Here is a 17,664-nt window from a genome sequence, read left to right as displayed (position 1 = left end):
AACTTCATGGTAGAGTCGATAAAATAGAGTAAGCCAAGGCCCCGGCCTTGGCTTCGCGCATGCATTCGGAAACGGGAAGGGAGTCGATCGGAATGCTCAAATCGATGATCGGTACCGAAACGATGGTCGTCAGCCCGCATGCGTTGGCTTCCGCCGCGGGCGCGGCGACGCTGCAGCGGGGCGGCAACGCGTTCGACGCCGCCGTGGCGGTCAGCGCGTGCCTCGCCGTCGTGTATCCGCATATGACGGGGCTCGGAGGCGACTCGTTCTGGCTGTCGTATACCCCGTCGGAGGGGAAGGTTCGGGCTTACAACGGGAGCGGGCGATCCGGACGGAACGCGACGCGGGCCGCCTTCGAAGGGGAGACCGCGATCCCGGCGCGAGGCCCGCGGAGCGTCGTCACGGTGCCCGGGACGGTCGACGCCTGGGCGGCCATGCTGGATCGGTACGGCCGCTTGTCCTTCGGCGAAGTGTTAGAGCCCGCCATCCGCTATGCGACGGGAGGGTTCCCGTTGTCCGGCGATCAATACGAAAATACGGCCGCGCGGTTCGACCTGCTGTCGGTCTCGCCCGTGACGAACGCCATCTACGCGCCCGGGGGGCGCGTGCCGCCGAAGGGGAGCCGGTTCGTGCAGCGGGCATTGGGAGATAGTCTGCGGGAGATCGCGCAGAGGGGAAGGGAAGCCTTCTACGAAGGTTCGATCGCCCAGGAGATCGTCGCGTATTTGCAGCGGAACGGGGGGCTGTTGACCCTGGACGACTTCGCCGATCACCGAGGCGATTGGGCCGAGCCGCTGTCCGGTACCTATAGAGGATACGACGTCTACCAAGCGCCTCCGAATTCGCAAGGCTTCACGGGCATCATGACGCTGAACCTGCTGGAGCGCTTCGATCTTGCCGGCGCCGTCGAAGAGGGCTCGTTCGAGTATTACCACTTGCTCGTCGAGGCGCTCAAGCTGAGCTTCCGGGACCGCGACGCGTACTTGACGGATCCGGCCTTCGCCCGGATTCCGCTGGATCGGCTGCTCTCGAAGACGTACGCGGCCGAGCTCGCGGCGGAGATTCGCATGGATCTCGCCCGGGAAGCGAACGCCGAGCCGATCGGCAACGATACGGCGTACGCCGCGGTCGTCGATCGGGAAGGGAACGCGGTTTCGTTCATCCAGAGCTTGTATTTCGAGTTCGGCTCCGCCGTGACGGCGGGTTCGACCGGCATCTTGCTGCAGAACCGCGGCTCTTACTTTTCGCTGGACCCGAATCACGTCAATACGTTAGAGCCGAGGAAACGCACCTTCCACACGCTCATGCCGGCCATGGTTTGCAAGGATGGGAAGCCGCATGTGCTGTACGGCACGCAAGGCGGGGAAGGGCAGCCGCAGACGCAGACGGCGCTGCTCACGCGCATGCTCGACTACGGCTTCGATCCGCAAAGCGCGGTGTCCGCGCCTCGCTTCGTATGGGGCCGCACCTGGGGCGAAGCGACGCAGGAGCTGAAGACGGAACGCCGGATCGACGAAGCCGTTCGCGAGGCATTGGCCCGGGCGGGGCATCGCGTCGTCGAGCTGCCGGCGTTCGACGGCAAGGTCGGTCACGCGCATGCGATTCTGATCGACGACGAAGGCTTCCGCCGCGGGGGTACCGATCCGCGGGCGGACGGCGCGGCCATCGGGTGGTAACATCGGCTTGGACCGCAAGCGACTGGAACGAAAGGGACGTGTACTGTCTTGGGAATGATCTATCTCGTTATCGCGTCACTCAGTTGGAGCTTGGTCGGCGTCCTCGTCAAGACGGCGGCCTTCCAGTTCGATCCTTATACGATTACGTTCGCGCGCTTCTCGATCGGCGTGCTGGCGCTGGCGGGGTTCGCGCTGGCGGCGCGGCATTCGCTGAAGCCCGCCGTCCTGAACCGCTGGATTTGGGTCGGGGCGATCGGGAAGAGCGTCAATTATTTGTTCGAAAATGTCGGCGTCTCGCAAGGGTTCGCGTACGGCAACGTGCTCGTGTTTCCGACGCAAACGGTCGTGCTGCTGCTGCTCGGCATCTTCTTGTTCAAGGAGAAGTTGTCCGGGAGGAGCTGGACGGCGGCGGCCATCGTCGTCGCGGGCGTTCTGCTGATTACGTGGAACGGGCGCCCGCTGTCGGCGCCCTTGGGCGAACAGGGCTGGCTGGCCGTCGTCTTCATCGCCTCCGGCGTCGGGGCCGCGCTCCACTTGTTCAGCCAGAAGATGCTGCTCGACGCGATGAAGGACGTGTCGATGAACTATTCGATATTTCTCTGGGCCGCGATTTTGTGCGCGCTGCCGCTGCCCGCCGCCGCCGATTGGAGCGGGACGTTCGTCCCCGGCGCGTGGGCGGCCGCCGTCGCCTTAGGCTTGATTACGGGACTAAGCTTCCTCCTGTCCTCGAAGGGGATGCGCTCGGTGAAGTTTTCCGTCGCGGCGATCGTCTTCAATTTGCCCGTCCTGTTCACCGTGCTATGGGCGGTCGTGTTTTACCGCGAGCCGGTGACGGCGTACATCGCGGGCGGCGCGGTCGTCGTGGCGGTCGGCATGACGATGCTGAACTGGCCGTCTCGCGCGCGGAGCGCGGCGTGACGAACGAAGAACGGCCCCCGGCCTCGCCCAACGGCGGCGGCTCCGGGGGCCGTTCTTCGTTCGCTTCCCTTGCCGTCAGCGGGCTCGGAACGCCTCGGTCAGCAGCGGCACGACGTCGAACAGGTCGCCGACGATGCCGTAATCCGCGACCTTGAAGATCGGCGCTTCGGGGTCCTTGTTGATCGCGACGATGACGCGCGAGCCGCTCATGCCGGCGAGATGCTGGATGGCGCCGGAGATGCCGCAGGCGATGTACAGCTCGGGCGTCACGACCTTGCCCGTCTGCCCGATCTGCAGCGCGTAGTCGCAGTAGCCCGCGTCGCAGGCGCCGCGGGACGCGCCCACCGCGCCGCCGAGCGCGTCGGCCAGCGCCTGGAGCGGCGCGAATCCGTCGGCGCTCTTCACGCCGCGCCCGCCGGAGACGACGACCTTCGCCTCGCTCAGGTCGATCTTGCCGGACGTCTTCTTCACGACGTCCTTCACGATCGCCCGGAGCGACGCGCCTTCGGGCTCGACGGCGACGACGTCGGCCGGCCCGGCGCCGTCGGCGGGGTCCGGCGCCCGCACGTTGTTCGGGCGCACCGTCACGACGAACGGCTCCGCCGCCGTTCGCCGCTCCACCGCTTTGCCCGCGTACAGCGGGCGCGCGAACACCGGCGGCGCGCCTTCGCCGCCGCCGGGCTCCACCGCGGTCACGTCGGTGACCGCGCCGCAGCGCAGCGCCGCCGCCAGCTGCGGCGCGAGATCCCGGCCCGTCGCCGTGTGGCCGAGGAACACCCCCGCAGGCGACGCGGCCTGCACGATGCGCAGGGCGGCGGCGAGGTACGCCTCGGGGTGATAGACCGCCAGCGCAGGGCGGTCGACGACGTACACGCGCGACGCCCCGCGCGCGGCCAAGGCGTCGGCGTGCGCCGCGACGCCGCTGCCGATGAGCGCGGCGACGATCGCGTCGCCGTCCGCCGCCGCGGCGCGGGCCGCGCCCAGCGCCTCGAACGACACCTGGCGCAGCGCGCCGTCGCGCGCCTCCGCGAGCACGAGCCAAGTTTTCGGTGCTGCCATGATAACTCCCCCTCGTCATTCGTATATTTCCGTCCTTACAGGAACCCCCGGAGATATGCACAAAAATGCGCTTAAACCCTCGCCTACAGCACCTTCGCCTCGTCGCGCAGCAGCCGCGCCAGCTCCGCCGCCTGCGCCGCCGGGTCGCCGGCGAGCAGGCGGCCGGCCGCGCGGGCGGGGGGCAGCGCGAGGCCGACGCGCGCCGTCTTCGGGGCGACGTCGTCCGGCGACAGCCCGAGATCGTCGAGCGTCAGCGTCGCGAACGGCTTCTTCTTCGCCTTCATAATGCCCGGCAAGGACGGATAGCGCGGCTCGTTGAGCCCCTGCTGCGCGGTGAACAGCGCCGGCAGCGGCACCTCGACGACCTCGACGTCGCCTTCCGCGTCGCGCTCCGCGCGGGCCGCGCCGCCGGACGCCTCGAGCGCCGTGACGGACGCGACGTGCGGCACGCCGAGCAGCGCCGCCAGCCGCACCGCGACCTGGCCCGCGCCGTTGTCGACGCTGAAGTTGCCGCCGAGCAGTACGTCGACCGGCGCGCCGCCGAGCGTCGGAGCGCCGGCGCCGTCGGCGCCCCCGAGCGCCGCCGCGAGGGCGAGCGATACCGCGTGCTCGTCGGTCCCGATGCGCGGGTCGTCGATCAATACCGCCTCGTCGGCACCCATGGCGAGCGCGGCGCGCAGCGCCTCGGCGACGCGGGCGGGGCCGACCGACAGCACCGTTACCTTGCCGCCCCCGGCCGCGTCGCGCATCAAAATGCCCTGCTCCACGGCGTATTCGTCATAAGGGTTAATGACGAACTTTACTCCGTCCTCGGACACGACGCCGTCCGTCAGGACGATTCGCTCCTCCGTATCGAACGTTTGCTTCACCAACACCACGATGTTCATGCGTTGCGCCTCCCGTCATCATTTTCTACAACCGTCGATGCGTTACGCCTGCAAGCCTCTTAGGATAAAGTCCGCCGTCCCCTTCGCCTGCGCGCGGAGCGAATACTTCCGCCCGGAGATGAGCCAGCTCGTCACGACCTCGTCCATGGCGCCGAAGACGAGCAGCCGCGTCAGCTTCACGTCGAGATCCGCCCGGAAGGCGCCTGACTCGACGCCGCGCCGGAGAATATCCTCGATCAATACAATATATGGCTTGAAGGAGTCGCCTATTTCTCTCCGGAGCTCGAGAGAGCTCTGACGAAGCTCGAGCTGGGTGACGACCGCGAAGTCGACGTCCTGTTCCAACTCGCCGTAATGGATCTCGCACAGCTTCCGCAAGCTGTCGAACGGGTCGGCGTTCTCGTCGAGGCTTTCGCGGAATTTGCCCACGAGCTCGCCTAGCTTCTCCCGGAACAGCGCGATCAAAATATGTTCCTTGCCTTTGAAATAAAGATAGATGGTCCCGTCGGCGACGCCCGCCGCCTTGGCGATCTTCGACACCTGCGACTTGTGAAATCCGTGCTCGGCGAAGGTGCGGAGGGCGCCTTGGAGGATGCTGGAATATTTATCGTTATTGGGTTTTGTCATGAATGAAACCTCCTTGGCTGATCATATGCTGGTACCGGCGAGTGAATGAATGCTCATTCAGTTCGCGAGGAACATTTCCCGGTCTAATGGGACAGCGGGGGCGCGTATATTGGTTACGCGGAGATGCAAGCGATTTATGTAAGCGCTTCAACGCTTGTCCCGGACAGTCGCGACGGAGAGGGGGAGGCGTACGCCATGATTTGGACAACGGTCAATGGGTTGGCGTTTTTGGCGGTGACGGCAGGCGCGCTCGCGTTGTTTATTCGCGTCGTCCGTCATAGGTACGAATATTTGCGGCTCGGCCGGAAGATCGGCGGGCGCGAGCTGACCGAGGCGCTGCGCGAGGCAGCCGCCCGTGGGACGAAACGGTTCGCCGCCGAGGTGTTCGGGCAGAAGAAGCTGCTGAAGGACGCGCGGAGCGGGGTCATGCATATCGTCATTTTCTACGGCTTCATCCTTCTCCAGTTCGGCGCGCTCGACATCGTCGTTCGCGGACTGTTCGGCGGACCGCCGCCGCTGCCCGGCTACGCCGTCTTCGAGCTGCTCCAGGAGACGACGGTCGCGCTCGTCCTGCTGGCGATGGGGTACGCGACGTACCGCCGGTACGGGGAGAAGTTGAAGCGGCTGAAGCGGGGCTGGAAGCCGAGCGTCGTGACCTGGTTCATCTACTCGCTCATGGCCTCGGTGGTTTTCACGCTCGCGTTCGACCGGCTGCGGCACGGCGAGGAGGCGGCCTGGACGGCGCCGATCAGCTCGGCGCTGGCGTCGGCGTTCGGCGGCGTCGGCGAGCTCGGCGCGTCGATCGGTTTTTACGTCTCCTGGTGGGCGCATCTGCTCATTCTGCTGTCGTTCCTCGTGTATGTGCCGCAATCGAAACACTTCCATATCTTGACCGCGCCGCTCAATTTGCTGCTGAAGCGGACGGAGCCGGTCGGGCGACTGACGAAGCTGGATCTGGAGGACGAAACCGCGGAGACGTTCGGGGTCGGGACGGTGGAGCATTTCACGCAGAAGCAGATGCTTGATTTCTACGCATGCGTCGAGTGCGGGCGCTGCACGAACGTGTGCCCCGCGTCGAACACCGGCAAGCTGCTGTCGCCGATGCATATGATCGTAAAGCTAAGGGACCACCTGATCGAAAAGGGTTCCGCCGTCACCTCCAAATCCCCCTGGGTGCCCGCGTTCGGCGGGGCGGGGGGCGGCGCGCACGTCATGACGGAGGCCGTTCCGGCCGCGATCGCCGGCTCGCCGCCGCCGATGACGGATATCGGCCCTACGATGGAGGCGCAGCAGGCGGGCTGGACGCTGCGACCCGACGCGAAGCCGGAGGAGGTCGCGCTCGTCGGCGGCGTCATGACGGAGGAGGAAATTTGGGCGTGCACGACGTGCCGCAACTGCGAGGATCAATGCCCGGTCGGCAACGAGCACGTCGACAAGATCGTCGATCTGCGGCGGCATCTCGTGCTGATGGAGGGCAGCCTGCCGCACGACGGGCAGCGCGCGATGCAAAACATCGAGCGCCAGGGCAACCCGTGGGGGCTCTCCCGCAGCGACCGGGCGAAGTGGATCGACGAGCTGAAGTTGCCGCAGCCGGCGTCGGCGGACCCGCTGCCGCGCGTGCCGACCGTCAAGGAGAACCCGAACTTCGACATCCTGTTTTTCGTCGGGTCTATGGGCTCGTACGACAACCGGACGAAGAAGGTGTCGCGCGCCGTGGCGCGGCTCCTGCACGAAGCGGGCGTCAACTTCGCGGTGCTCGGCAACGAGGAGAAGGGCTCCGGCGACACGCCGCGGCGTCTCGGCAACGAGATGCTGTTTCAGCAGCTGGCGGGGGAAAACATCGCGACTTTCGAAAAGTACGGCGTCCGCCGCATCGTCACCGCCTGCCCGCATACGTACAACGCGCTGAAGAACGAGTATCCGGAGTTCGGGCTGGCGCCGGACGTCGAAGTGCTGCATCACGCGGAGCTGCTGGCGCGGCTCGTGGCGGAGGGCCGATTGCAGGCGAAGCACGAGGTGAAGGAACGCGTCACCTACCACGATTCTTGTTACTTAGGGCGATATAACGAAGTTTACGAGCCGCCGCGCGACGTGCTTCGGGCGATCCCGGGCGTCGAGCTGGTCGAGATGGAGCGCAACCGGTCGAACGGGATGTGCTGCGGCGCCGGCGGCGGGCGCATGTGGATGGAGGAGACGCAGGGGAAGCGCGTCAACCTCGCCCGTACGGAGCAGGCGCTCGCGGTCGACCCGACCGTCGTCGCGTCGGCGTGCCCGTATTGCCTGACGATGGTGGAGGACGGCACGAAGCTGATGAACGCCGAGGACCGCGTGAAGGCGCGCGACGTGGCGGAGCTGCTGGAGGCGGCCGTGTTCGACGATTGAACTTATCTATAGGAGGTAATTATCCACTATGGCATTCACCCTCTCGAAGGCGGCGGTCATCGGCTCGGGCGTCATGGGCTCCGGCATCGCGGCGCATCTCGCGAACGCCGGCATTCCGACGCTGCTGCTGGACGTGAAGCGGGAATACGCGGTTTCGGCCGTCGCCAAGCTTCCGAAGACGAATCCCGCCCCGCTGTTTCGAAGCGTCAACGCCCAGCTCATCGCCCCCGGGTCCATCGACGACGATCTAGGGAAGCTCGCGCAGGTCGACTGGATCATCGAGGTCGTCACCGAGAAGCTCGACGTCAAGCGGCAGCTGCTCGAGCGGATCGACGCGGTTCGCGGGCCGCGAACGATCGTCTCCACGAACACGTCCGGCATCTCGGTGAACGCGATGAGCAAGGGGCGGAGCGAGGGGTTTCGGAAGCATTTTCTTGGGACGCACTTCTTCAATCCGCCGCGCTACATGAAGCTGCTGGAGATCGTTCCGACGGCGGACACCGAACCGGAGGTCGTCGCCGCGATGCGCGCGTTCTGCGAGCGCCGACTCGGCAAGGGCGTCGTCGTCGCCAAAGACACGCCGAACTTCGTCGCGAACCGGATCGGCACGTACGGCTTGCTGGTCACCCTTCGCGAGATGGAGAAGGGCGGCTACACCGTCGACGAGGTCGACGCGATTACCGGCCCCGCGATGGGCCGGCCGAAGAGCGCGACGTTCCGCACGCTCGACCTCGTCGGACTCGATACGTTCGTCCACGTGGCGGGGAACGTGCACGGCGGAACGAACGATCCGGCGGAGCGGGACGTCTTCGACGCGCCGGGGCCGCTTCGGACGCTCGTCGAGCGCGGCTGGCTCGGGGAGAAGTCCGGGCAGGGCTTCTATAAGAAGATCAAGGGAGCCGACGGGAAGAGCGTCATCCAGTCGCTCGACTTGAAGACGCTCGAGTACGGCGTCGGGCGGAAGCCCGCGGGAGCGGCGATCGAAGCGGCGAAGCAGGCGAAGGGCGCGCGCGGGAAAATCAAAGCGCTGCTCGGCGCGAACGACCGATACTCGCAGCTCGCTTGGAACATTCTCGCGCCGGTGCTGCTGTACGCGGCCGATAAGCTGGGCGAGATCGCGGACACCGCCTTGGACATCGACAACGCCATGAAATGGGGCTTCAACTGGGACCTCGGTCCGTTCGAGACGTGGGACGCGATCGGCGTCCGCCGCTCCGTCGAGCGGATGCGCGGGGAGGGGCGCGCGATTCCCGCATGGGTGGAGGCGTGGCTCGCGGCCGGGAACGAGACGTTCTACACATCCGACGCGGGCAAGCGGTTCTACGCGAACGCCGGGGCCTACGCGGAAGTCGAGACGCCTAAGGAAGAAATCTCGTTGCGCGCGCTGAAGGAGCGGCCCGGCAGCGTCGTCCTCTCCAACCCCGGCGCGAGCCTCGTCGACATCGGCGACGGCATCGCCTGTCTCGAGTTCCACTCGCCGAACAACGCGATCGGCGGCGACATTCTGACGATGATCGAGCGCAGCGTCGAGGAGGTGCGGCGGAATTGGCGCGGGCTCGTCGTCGCGAACGAAGGGCGCAACTTCTGCGTCGGCGCCAACCTGATGCTGCTGCTCATGGAGGCGCAGGACGAAGAGTGGGATGAGGTCGACCGCATCATCCGCATGTTCCAGAACGCGATGATGTCGCTGAAGGCGCTCGAGAAGCCGGTCGTCGCGGCGCCGCACCGGATGACGCTCGGCGGCGGCGTCGAAGCGTGCATGCCGGCGGACGTCGTCCTGTTCTCGTCCGAGACGTACTTCGGCCTCGTCGAGACCGGCGTCGGCCTCATCCCGGCGGGCGGCGGCTGCAAGGAGATGGCGCTGCGCATCTCCGCCGATGCGGCTTCGCCCGAGGCGGATCTGCAGCCGGCGATCAACGCGGCGTTCGAGACGATCGCGCTCGCGAAGACGTCGACGAGCGGCCCGAACGCGCGCGACCTCGGTTACATGCGCGCGACGGATCGGGTCGTCATGAACGTCGACCATCGCATCTACGAGGCGAAGCGCCTCGCGCTCGCCTTAGACGAAGCCGGCTATGCGCCCAAGCCGCGGCAGCGCATCCGCGTCGTCGGCCGGGACGGCGCCGCGGTGCTCAAGATGGGCGCGCTGCAGATGCGCCAAGGCGGGTACATCAGCGATCACGATCTGTTGATCGCGAAGAAGCTCGCCCACGTGCTGGCGGGCGGCGACGTGCCGGCGGGCGCGCTCGTCACCGAGCAATACTTGCTCGACCTCGAGCGCGAGGCGTTCCTCAGCCTGACCGGGGAGCCGAAGACGCAGGCGCGCATGCAGCATATTTTGGCGACCGGCAAGCCGCTGCGCAATTAATCCGAGAGGGAGGCTGGATCCGAACATGACCTACGCTATTCCACGAAGCCGCGACGCCGTCATCGTCTCCATCGCCCGCACCGCGGTCGGCCGCGCGAAGAAGGGCAGCCTCGCCCAAACGAGGGCCGAGGATCTCGGCGTCGCCGCGCTTGACGCCGTCATCGACCGCGCGCCGGGCGTCGCCAAGGCCGACGTCGAGGATATCCTCATCGGCTGCGCCATGCCCGAGGGCGAGCAAGGGCTCAACTTCGCCCGCATCATGTCGCTGTACGCAGGGTTCCCGACGACGGTGCCGGCGATCACGATCAACCGGTTTTGCTCGTCGGGCCTCCAGTCGATCGCCTTCGCGGCGGAGCGCATTAGGCTCGGCGCGGCGGACGTCGTCATCGCCGGCGGCGTCGAGAGCATGAGCCACGTGCCGATGGCCGGCTTCAAGCCCGCGCCGCATCCCGCGATCGTCGAGGCGATGCCCGCCGCCTACATGAGTATGGGCCATACCGCCGAGGAGGTCGCCCGCCGGTTCGGCGTCTCGCGCGAAGATCAAGACCGGTTCGCGGTCGAATCGCACGCGAAGGCGGCGGCGGCGATCGCCCGCGGCGCGTTCCGGGACGAAATCGTCCCGGTGACGGCGCGCCTCGGCGGCGTCGGCGACGACGGCCGGCCGTACAGCCGCGAGTTCGTCTTCGACGTCGACGAGGGCGTCCGCCCGGACACGTCGCTCGAGGCGCTCGCCGTGCTGCGTCCCGCGTTCGCCGCCGGCGGCACCGTCACCGCGGGCAACGCGTCGCAGACGAGCGACGGCGCCGCCGCCGCGCTCGCGATGAGCCGCGAACGCGCCGAGGCGCTCGGCCTCCCGCCGCTCGCGACGTTCCGCGCCTTCGCGCTCGCCGGCGTCGACCCCGAGATCATGGGCGTCGGCCCGGTCGAGGCGATCCCGAAGGCGCTCCGCATGGCGGGCCTGTCGATCGCGGACGTCGATCTGTTCGAAATTAACGAAGCGTTCGCCGCTCAGGCCGTTCAGGTCGTACGCGCGCTCGAGCTCGATCCGGCCCGCGTCAACGCGAACGGCGGCGCCATCGCGCTCGGCCATCCGCTCGGCTGCACCGGCACGAAGCTGTCGGCGACGCTGGTCCACGAGCTGCGCCGCCGCGGCGGCGGCATCGGCGTCGTGTCGATGTGCATCGGCGGCGGCATGGGCGCGGCCGGCGTGTTCGAGGTGCACGCGCCGTAGCGCGGAAGACGAATAGGGAGCTTGCCGGAGAAGCGGGAGCCTCATCTCACCAAACAAGGAGGTAAGACCATGTCCGTATCCGAACGCAATCTCAAGCCTTATCTCGCGGGCGGCGGCTTCATCATCGACGACGCGCCGCCCGAAGCGGTCGCGACGCCGGAGGATTTCACCGAGGAGCAGCGCATGTTCGCCGAGACGACGCGCGACTTCGTCGAGAGCGAAGTGCTGCCGCACGACGAGAGACTCGAGAAGCTGAACTACGAGCTGACCGTCCAGCTGATGCGCAAGGCGGGCGAAATCGGCCTCCTCGGCGCCGACGTGCCCGAGGCGTACGGCGGGCTGGGCCTAGATAAGATCAGCTCCACGATCATCAACGAACACCTCGCCAAGGCGAGCTCCTTCGCGCTGTCGATCGGCGCGCACGTCGGGATCGGCACGCTGCCGATCGTCTTTTTCGGCAGCAAGGAACAGAAGGAACGGTATTTGCCCGCGCTCGCGACCGGCGAGAAAATCGCGGCGTACTGCCTCACCGAGCCGGCCTCCGGCTCCGACGCGCTCGGCGCGAAGACGACGGCGCGCTTATCTAGCGACGGGAAGCACTACATCCTGAACGGGAGCAAGATCTACATTACGAACGGCGGCTTCGCGGACGTCTACATCGTCTACGCGAAGATCGACGGCACCGACTTCTCGGCGTTCATCCTCGAGCGCGGCATGGAAGGCTTCACGACCGGGCCCGAGGAGAAGAAGATGGGCATCAAGGGCTCGTCGACCGTGCCGCTGTATTTCGAAGACGTGCCTGTCCCCGTGGAAAATTTGCTCGGCGAACGCGGTCGCGGCCACGTAATCGCCTTCAACATCCTGAACATCGGCCGGTTCAAGCTGGCGGCGGGCACGGTCGGCGCGTGCAAGGAGTCGATCGCGCTGTCGGCCGCGTACGCGAATACGCGCCAACAGTTCGGACGCCCGATCTCGAGCTTCCCGCTTATCGGGGCGAAGCTTGCGGACATGAACGTCCGCACGTACGCGCTCGAGAGCATGGTATATCGCACGGCCGGGCTCATTCACGACAGCCTGGCGGACCTCGATTACAACGCGCCCGACGCCGGCCGGGAGTCCGCGCGCGGCATCGCCGAATACGCGATCGAATGCTCGATCAACAAGGTGTTCGCCTCCGAGGCGCTCGATTTCGTCGCGGACGAGGGCGTCCAAATTCACGGCGGCTACGGCTACGTGCAGGAGTACAAGATCGAGCGGATCTATCGGGACAGCCGCATCAATCGCATTTTCGAAGGAACGAACGAAATTAACCGGATGCTCATCCCCGGCACGCTGCTGAAGAAAGCGCTGAAGGGCGAGCTTGCTCTGCTGCAGAAGGCGCAGCAATTCCAGAGCGAGCTGCTGTCGTACTCGCCGCCGGCGTCGTTCGAGGGCGCGCTCGAGCAAGAGGCGCATCTCGTCCGTACGATGAAGAAGCTGTTCCTGCTCGTCGGCGGCGCGGCGGTGCAGAAGTACGGCATGCATTTGGAAAAGGAGCAGGAGGCGCTGAGCGCCCTCGCCGACATGATGATTTTGACGTATGCGGCCGAGAGCGCGCTGCTGCGGACGAAGAAGCGGATCGCCGCCGCCGGCGAGGCGAAAGCGCAACAAGCGATCGCCATGACGCGGGTGTACGCCCAGGAGGCGTTCGACGCGATCGAGGGGCTCGCGAAGCGACAGCTCGCGGCGATGGAGGAAGGCGACGCGCTGCGGACGATGCTGTCGGCGCTGAAGAAACTGGCGCGCCATCAGCCGATCAACGCGACGGCGCTCAAGCGCGAGATCGCGGCAAGGGTCATCGATAGCGAGAAGTACGTAGACTGACGGGAACGGCCTCCTGGCGGCCGAACTTCCGCGCGAGGGAGAGAATCGCTTACGCTCATTCGAAGCGAAAGGGATGAAAAGCGATATGCCTACACCGAAACGTTGGCTCGAGAGCTACCCTGCAGAAGTTCCACCGACGTACGATTATCCGGCTATGAATCTGGCTCGGCTGCTCGTGGACAGCGCCGACCGTTACCCGTCGCATCCCGCCGTCGAGTTTCTCGGCACCCGGTATACGTATGCCGAGCTCCGCGACGCCGCTTACCGGTTCGCGAACGCCTTGCGCGCGCACGGCATCGCGAAGGGCGACCGCGTCGCGATCATGCTGCCGAATTGCCCGGCGGCCGTCATCGCTTATTACGGCACGCTACTGACGGGGGCCATCGTCGTGCAGACGAACCCGCTGTATAAGCCGCACGAGTTGAAACATCAGCTCGGCGATTCCGGCGCGAAGGCGATCGTGACGCTGGATCAGCTCGTTCCGCGAGTGGAGGCGATTCGCGAATATACGTTGCTGGAACGCATGATCGTGACATCCGTCGCCGAGCAGCTGCCTTGGCCGAAGAGCTGGCTCTATCCCTTGAAGCTGAAGCGAAGCAAGCAGTTCGTGAAGGTGAATTGGACGGAGACGGTGACGCCGTGGAAGACGTTCCTCGCTTCGGCGCCGGCCGCTCCGGTCCTGGAGCCGGTCGACGCCAAGGAAGACGTCGCAGTGCTGCAGTATACGGGCGGCACGACGGGCGTGGCGAAGGGCGTTATGCTGACGCACTTCAACATGACGGCGAACACGTATCAGAATAAGCTTTGGTTTCATAAATGCCGGGAAGGGCAAGAGAAGTTCTTGGCGGCGCTTCCGCTCTTCCACGTGTTCGGCCTGACGGTGCTGATGAGCCAAGCGGCGCTGACGGCGGGCGAGCTCATCTTGCTGCCGCGCTTCGAGGCCGAGACGGTGCTGAAGACGATCCACAAGCGGCGGCCGACCGTGTTCCCCGGCGCGCCGACGATGTATATCGCCTTGATCAACCACCCGCGCATCAAGGAATACGACATGACGTCGATCCGCGCGTGCGTCAGCGGCTCGGCATCGCTGCCGGTCGAGGTGCAGGAGCGGTTCGAGGCGCTCTCCGGCGCGCGGTTGATCGAAGGCTACGGCATGACGGAGGCGTCGCCGGTGACGCACGCGAACCCGATCTGGGGGAAGCGGAAGATCGGGCGCGTCGGCATCCCGTTCCCCGATACGGAGGCGCGCATCGTCGACTCGGAGACGGGCGAGGAGTTGCCCGTCGGCCAGATCGGCGAGGTCGCGGTGCGCGGCCCTCAGGTCATGAAAGGGTATTGGAACCGTCCGGAAGAGACGGCGAAGGTGCTTCGGGACGGCTGGCTGTTCACGGGCGATATGGGGACGATGGACGAGGAAGGCTACTTCGCGATCGTCGACCGGAAGAAAGATATGATCATCGCCAGCGGCTACAATGTGTACCCGCGCGAAATCGAAGAGGTGTTATACGAACATCCGGCCGTCAAGGAGGCCGTCGCCGTCGGCATGCCCGACAAGTATCGGGGCGAGACGGTGAAGGCTTACATCGTGCTGAAGGAGGGCGCGTCGGTGAACGGTCCGGCGCTCGAGGCGTACTGCCGCGAGCATCTGGCCGCTTATAAAGTGCCGCGGTACTTCGAGTTTCGCGAAGAGCTGCCGAAGACGATGATCGGCAAGGTGCTGCGCCGCGCGCTGATCGAGGAAGAGCAGGCGAAGGCGGCCGCCGGAGGGGAGGCGGCTTCGGGCGCCGCGTCCGGCGCGGACGAGGGCTCCGCCGAGGGGCGGCCGCCGCCGTCGCCGCCGCAAGCCTAAGGCGAGGACGTCCCGCGCGTGCGCATGCGCTCGGGGCGTCCTTCGCCGTTTTTGGAAATCGGTCGCCGTGGCGGTACAATGGTGGCGAACGGAGGGATTTCGCATGGATATGAGCTTATGGATGAAGAAGCTGGAGGAGCGCGCGCAGGGGACGTTTTGGGAGCTGCTCGGCTGCAAGGCGGAGGCCGTGTCCCCGGAGCGGACCGTCATCGCGCTCGTCGCCGAGAAGCGGCATCTGAACGCGATGGGCATCGTGCACGGGGGCGTCTTGGCGTCGCTGCTCGACAACGCCATGGGCCTCGCCGTCATGAGCGCCTATCCGGACAAGCGCACGGTGACGACGAACTTGAACGTGCACTTCGTGGCGTCGCTCGGCCCCGGCCCGCTCCGGACGACCGCTAAGGTGCTGCACGAGACGCGCACGACGCTGACGGTCGAGGCGTCGGTGGAGGACGCGAGCGGCAAGCTCGGCACGATCGGCACCGGCAGCTTTCGGCTATTGGATTAGGAGGAACGGACCGCAGCAGGTGCTCCAACCGTCCCCAATCGGCTCTCGGCCGTGTTGGGGGCGGTTTTTCGTCGTTCCGCCCGCCCCCGCCGCCCGCCAAGGGGAAGTAGTACTGGGTCAATTGGGGAGGGGCTCCCCAATTATTGCACCACGCCGCACCGACAATTGAGGAATCCCGCCACAACCGCCGCACCCCCGCCACCTGCCAAGTTAAATTACTGGGTCAATTGGGGAGGGATTCCCCAATTATTGCGCCACGCTGCACCAATAATTCAGGAGTCCCGCCACAACCGCCGCACCCACGCCGCCCGCCGAGTCAGATTACCGGGTCAATTGGGTAGGGATTCCTCAATTATCGCGTCACGCTGCCCCGACAATTGAGGAATCCCGCCACAACCGCCGCACCCTCGCCGCCCGCCAAGGCAAATTACTGCCCAATTGGGGAGGAATTCCCCAATTATCGCGACACGCTGCACCAAATATTGAGGAATCCCGCCCAAAATCGCCGCCACCCCGCCCCCCGAGATGGGAAGATCGGGGGGGTTGGGGGGAGGGATTCCCCAATTATTGCGCCACGCTGCACCAAACATTGAGGAATCCCGCCACAACCGCCACGCCCCTGCCGCCCGCCAAGTCAAATTACTGGGTCAATTGGGGAGGGACTTCCCAATTATCGCGACACGCTGCACCAAACATTGAGGAATCCCGCCACAATCGCCGCACCCTCGCCGCCCGCCAAGGCAAATTACTGCCCCAATTGGGGAGGAATTCCCCAATTATCGCGACACGCTGCACCAAACATTGAGGATTCCCGCCACAAATCGCCGCACCACCGCCGCCCGCCAAGACATACATATTACTATGCCAATTGGGGAGGGATTCCCCAATTATTGCGCCACGCTGCACCAAATATTGAGGAATCCCGCCACAACCGCCGCACACCCGCCGCCCGCCAAGTCAAATTACTGCCCCAATTGGGGAGGGGCTCCCCAATTATTGCACCACGCCGCACCAAAAATTGAGGAATCCCGCCACAACCGCCGCACCCACGCCGCCCGCCATGACAAATTACTGGGGACTCCCCAATTGTTGCGAACCCGCCACCCGAAAGAAAATATTAGACGATTCATAATATTTCAGTGTAAAATCAACATATGTGAAGCACACATGGTCTCTCGAGCCATGTGTGCTTTTTTATTTTCCATTAGGGGGACAGAATGTGCATACGGAAGTAAAGAAGTTTATCGATTCATTCAATTCTAAAATGGAGCGGGTTAATAAAAACGTAAGAATTAATGAAATTGAGACGATGTTTCTTCAGCACGTTTTTGGACCTGAGTTCGCTTTCCATTTCAGCGGGCTGACCGCCCAACTGCCAGTTAAAGATTATACTGATTCCAACCGATTCATTGATTTTTACTACGAGTCGGGACCTGTTCGACTCATTATCGAAATTGACGGGTATCGATACCATGTTGAGGGGATCACTACCCAACAATATGATGATCACCAAGAACGCCAAAACGACTTGATCATCAGCGGAGGATGGATGATGGTTCGCTTTACCGCAGGTATGATCCTCAAAAAGCCAATGCTCTGCAGAAGACAATTGATGCAAGCAGTGGGGAAAAGCCTCGTCATCTCCGGGAGGGATAACATTTCTAACCCCGAGCAATTATGGCTGAAGAAGAAGGGGGAGATTGTTGCAATTGCAAGCTTGAAAGGTGCTGTCAGAGCGACCCGAATAGCAAAGCGGTATGGAATTGACCGGAAAACTGCATCAAGATGGCTAAAGAGAATGGTTACTGAGGGGGATCTCGCCGCCATATACTCGAACCGTTATGTCACAGGGTACATCCCCCCGGATCAGAAACAAGAAAAGGACTAAGGTATTCATCGCACAACCGCCGCACCCCGCCGCCCGCCGAGTCAGATTACCGGTCAATTGGGTAGGGATTCCTCAATTATCGCGACACGCTGCCCCGAAAATTGAGGAATCCCGCCACAATCGCCGCACCCCGCCGCCCGCCGAGTCAGATTACCGGGTCAATTGGGTAGGGATTCCTCAATTATCGCGACACGCTGCCCCGAAAATTGAGGAATCCCGCCACAATCGCCGTACCCCGCCGCCCGCCGAGTCAGATTACTGGGTCAATTGGGTAGGGATTCCTCAATTATCGCGACACGCTGCCCCGAAAATTGAGGAATCCCGCCACAATCGCCGCACCCCGCCGCCCGCCGAGTCAGATTACTGGGTCAATTGGGTAGGGATTGCTCAATTATCGCGACACGCTGC

The 17,664-nt window shown here is 64.8% G+C and carries 12 protein-coding genes; 9 read left to right on the top strand and 3 right to left on the bottom strand.

All coding sequences use genetic code 11. The features are described 5' to 3' along the window. The first annotated feature begins 92 nt into the window (after positions 1-92). Both ggt and RIN49_RS13685 read left to right on the top strand, forming a co-directional pair. Positions 93-1,676: a gamma-glutamyltransferase gene (ggt, locus tag RIN49_RS13690; RefSeq protein WP_309120731.1), complete on the top strand. Its 1,584-nt coding sequence runs from the start codon at positions 93-95 to the stop codon at positions 1,674-1,676. Between the two features lie 54 nt (positions 1,677-1,730). Further along, complete coding sequence (locus RIN49_RS13685) at positions 1,731-2,594, top strand: DMT family transporter (RefSeq protein WP_309120853.1); 864 nt, start codon at positions 1,731-1,733, stop codon at positions 2,592-2,594. Between the two features lie 75 nt (positions 2,595-2,669). Here the strand turns inward: RIN49_RS13685 and RIN49_RS13680 are convergent, their stop codons facing one another. The 3 genes from RIN49_RS13680 to RIN49_RS13670 form a co-directional block, all read right to left on the bottom strand. Then, positions 2,670-3,653: an electron transfer flavoprotein subunit alpha/FixB family protein gene (locus RIN49_RS13680; RefSeq protein WP_309120730.1), complete on the bottom strand. Its 984-nt coding sequence runs from the start codon at positions 3,651-3,653 to the stop codon at positions 2,670-2,672. Between the two features lie 83 nt (positions 3,654-3,736). Continuing rightward, a complete protein-coding gene (locus tag RIN49_RS13675; RefSeq protein ID WP_309120729.1) occupies positions 3,737-4,540 on the bottom strand; it encodes an electron transfer flavoprotein subunit beta/FixA family protein in 804 nt (267 codons plus the stop codon). Between the two features lie 42 nt (positions 4,541-4,582). Further along, positions 4,583-5,167, bottom strand: coding sequence for a fatty acid metabolism transcriptional regulator FadR (locus tag RIN49_RS13670; RefSeq protein ID WP_309120728.1), 585 nt, complete (start codon positions 5,165-5,167; stop codon positions 4,583-4,585). A gap of 195 nt (positions 5,168-5,362) precedes the next feature. Between RIN49_RS13670 and RIN49_RS13665 the strand changes: the two genes are divergently transcribed. The 7 genes from RIN49_RS13665 (at position 5,363) to RIN49_RS13635 (ending at position 17,256) form a co-directional block, all read left to right on the top strand. After that, positions 5,363-7,549 (top strand): (Fe-S)-binding protein, encoded by a 2,187-nt coding sequence (locus tag RIN49_RS13665; RefSeq protein ID WP_309120727.1) that lies wholly within the window; start codon positions 5,363-5,365, stop codon positions 7,547-7,549. A gap of 28 nt (positions 7,550-7,577) precedes the next feature. After that, positions 7,578-9,917, top strand: coding sequence for a 3-hydroxyacyl-CoA dehydrogenase/enoyl-CoA hydratase family protein (locus RIN49_RS13660; protein ID WP_309120726.1), 2,340 nt, complete (start codon positions 7,578-7,580; stop codon positions 9,915-9,917). A 25-nt stretch (positions 9,918-9,942) separates the two neighbouring features. Beyond that, positions 9,943-11,148, top strand: coding sequence for an acetyl-CoA C-acyltransferase (locus tag RIN49_RS13655; protein ID WP_309120725.1), 1,206 nt, complete (start codon positions 9,943-9,945; stop codon positions 11,146-11,148). Positions 11,149-11,217: 69 nt separating this feature from the next. Then, the gene (locus RIN49_RS13650; RefSeq protein WP_309120724.1) at positions 11,218-13,011 is read left to right on the top strand and encodes an acyl-CoA dehydrogenase family protein; all 1,794 of its coding nucleotides are present in this window, start codon (positions 11,218-11,220) and stop codon (positions 13,009-13,011) included. Positions 13,012-13,096: 85 nt separating this feature from the next. Next, positions 13,097-14,860: a long-chain-fatty-acid--CoA ligase gene (locus RIN49_RS13645; protein WP_309120723.1), complete on the top strand. Its 1,764-nt coding sequence runs from the start codon at positions 13,097-13,099 to the stop codon at positions 14,858-14,860. Positions 14,861-14,963: 103 nt separating this feature from the next. After that, a complete protein-coding gene (locus tag RIN49_RS13640; protein WP_138194346.1) occupies positions 14,964-15,368 on the top strand; it encodes a PaaI family thioesterase in 405 nt (134 codons plus the stop codon). 1,219 nt (positions 15,369-16,587) lie between these two features. Next, complete coding sequence (locus tag RIN49_RS13635; RefSeq protein ID WP_309120722.1) at positions 16,588-17,256, top strand: helix-turn-helix domain-containing protein; 669 nt, start codon at positions 16,588-16,590, stop codon at positions 17,254-17,256. Positions 17,257-17,664: the final 408 nt, after the last annotated feature.

The organism is Paenibacillus sp. (assembly GCF_031177825.1).
In the GTDB taxonomy this organism is placed as follows: Bacteria; Bacillota; Bacilli; order Paenibacillales; family YIM-B00363; genus Paenibacillus_AE.
Note: the sequence above shows the minus strand (reverse complement) of the source record. Positions and strands in the feature narration are given on the sequence as shown.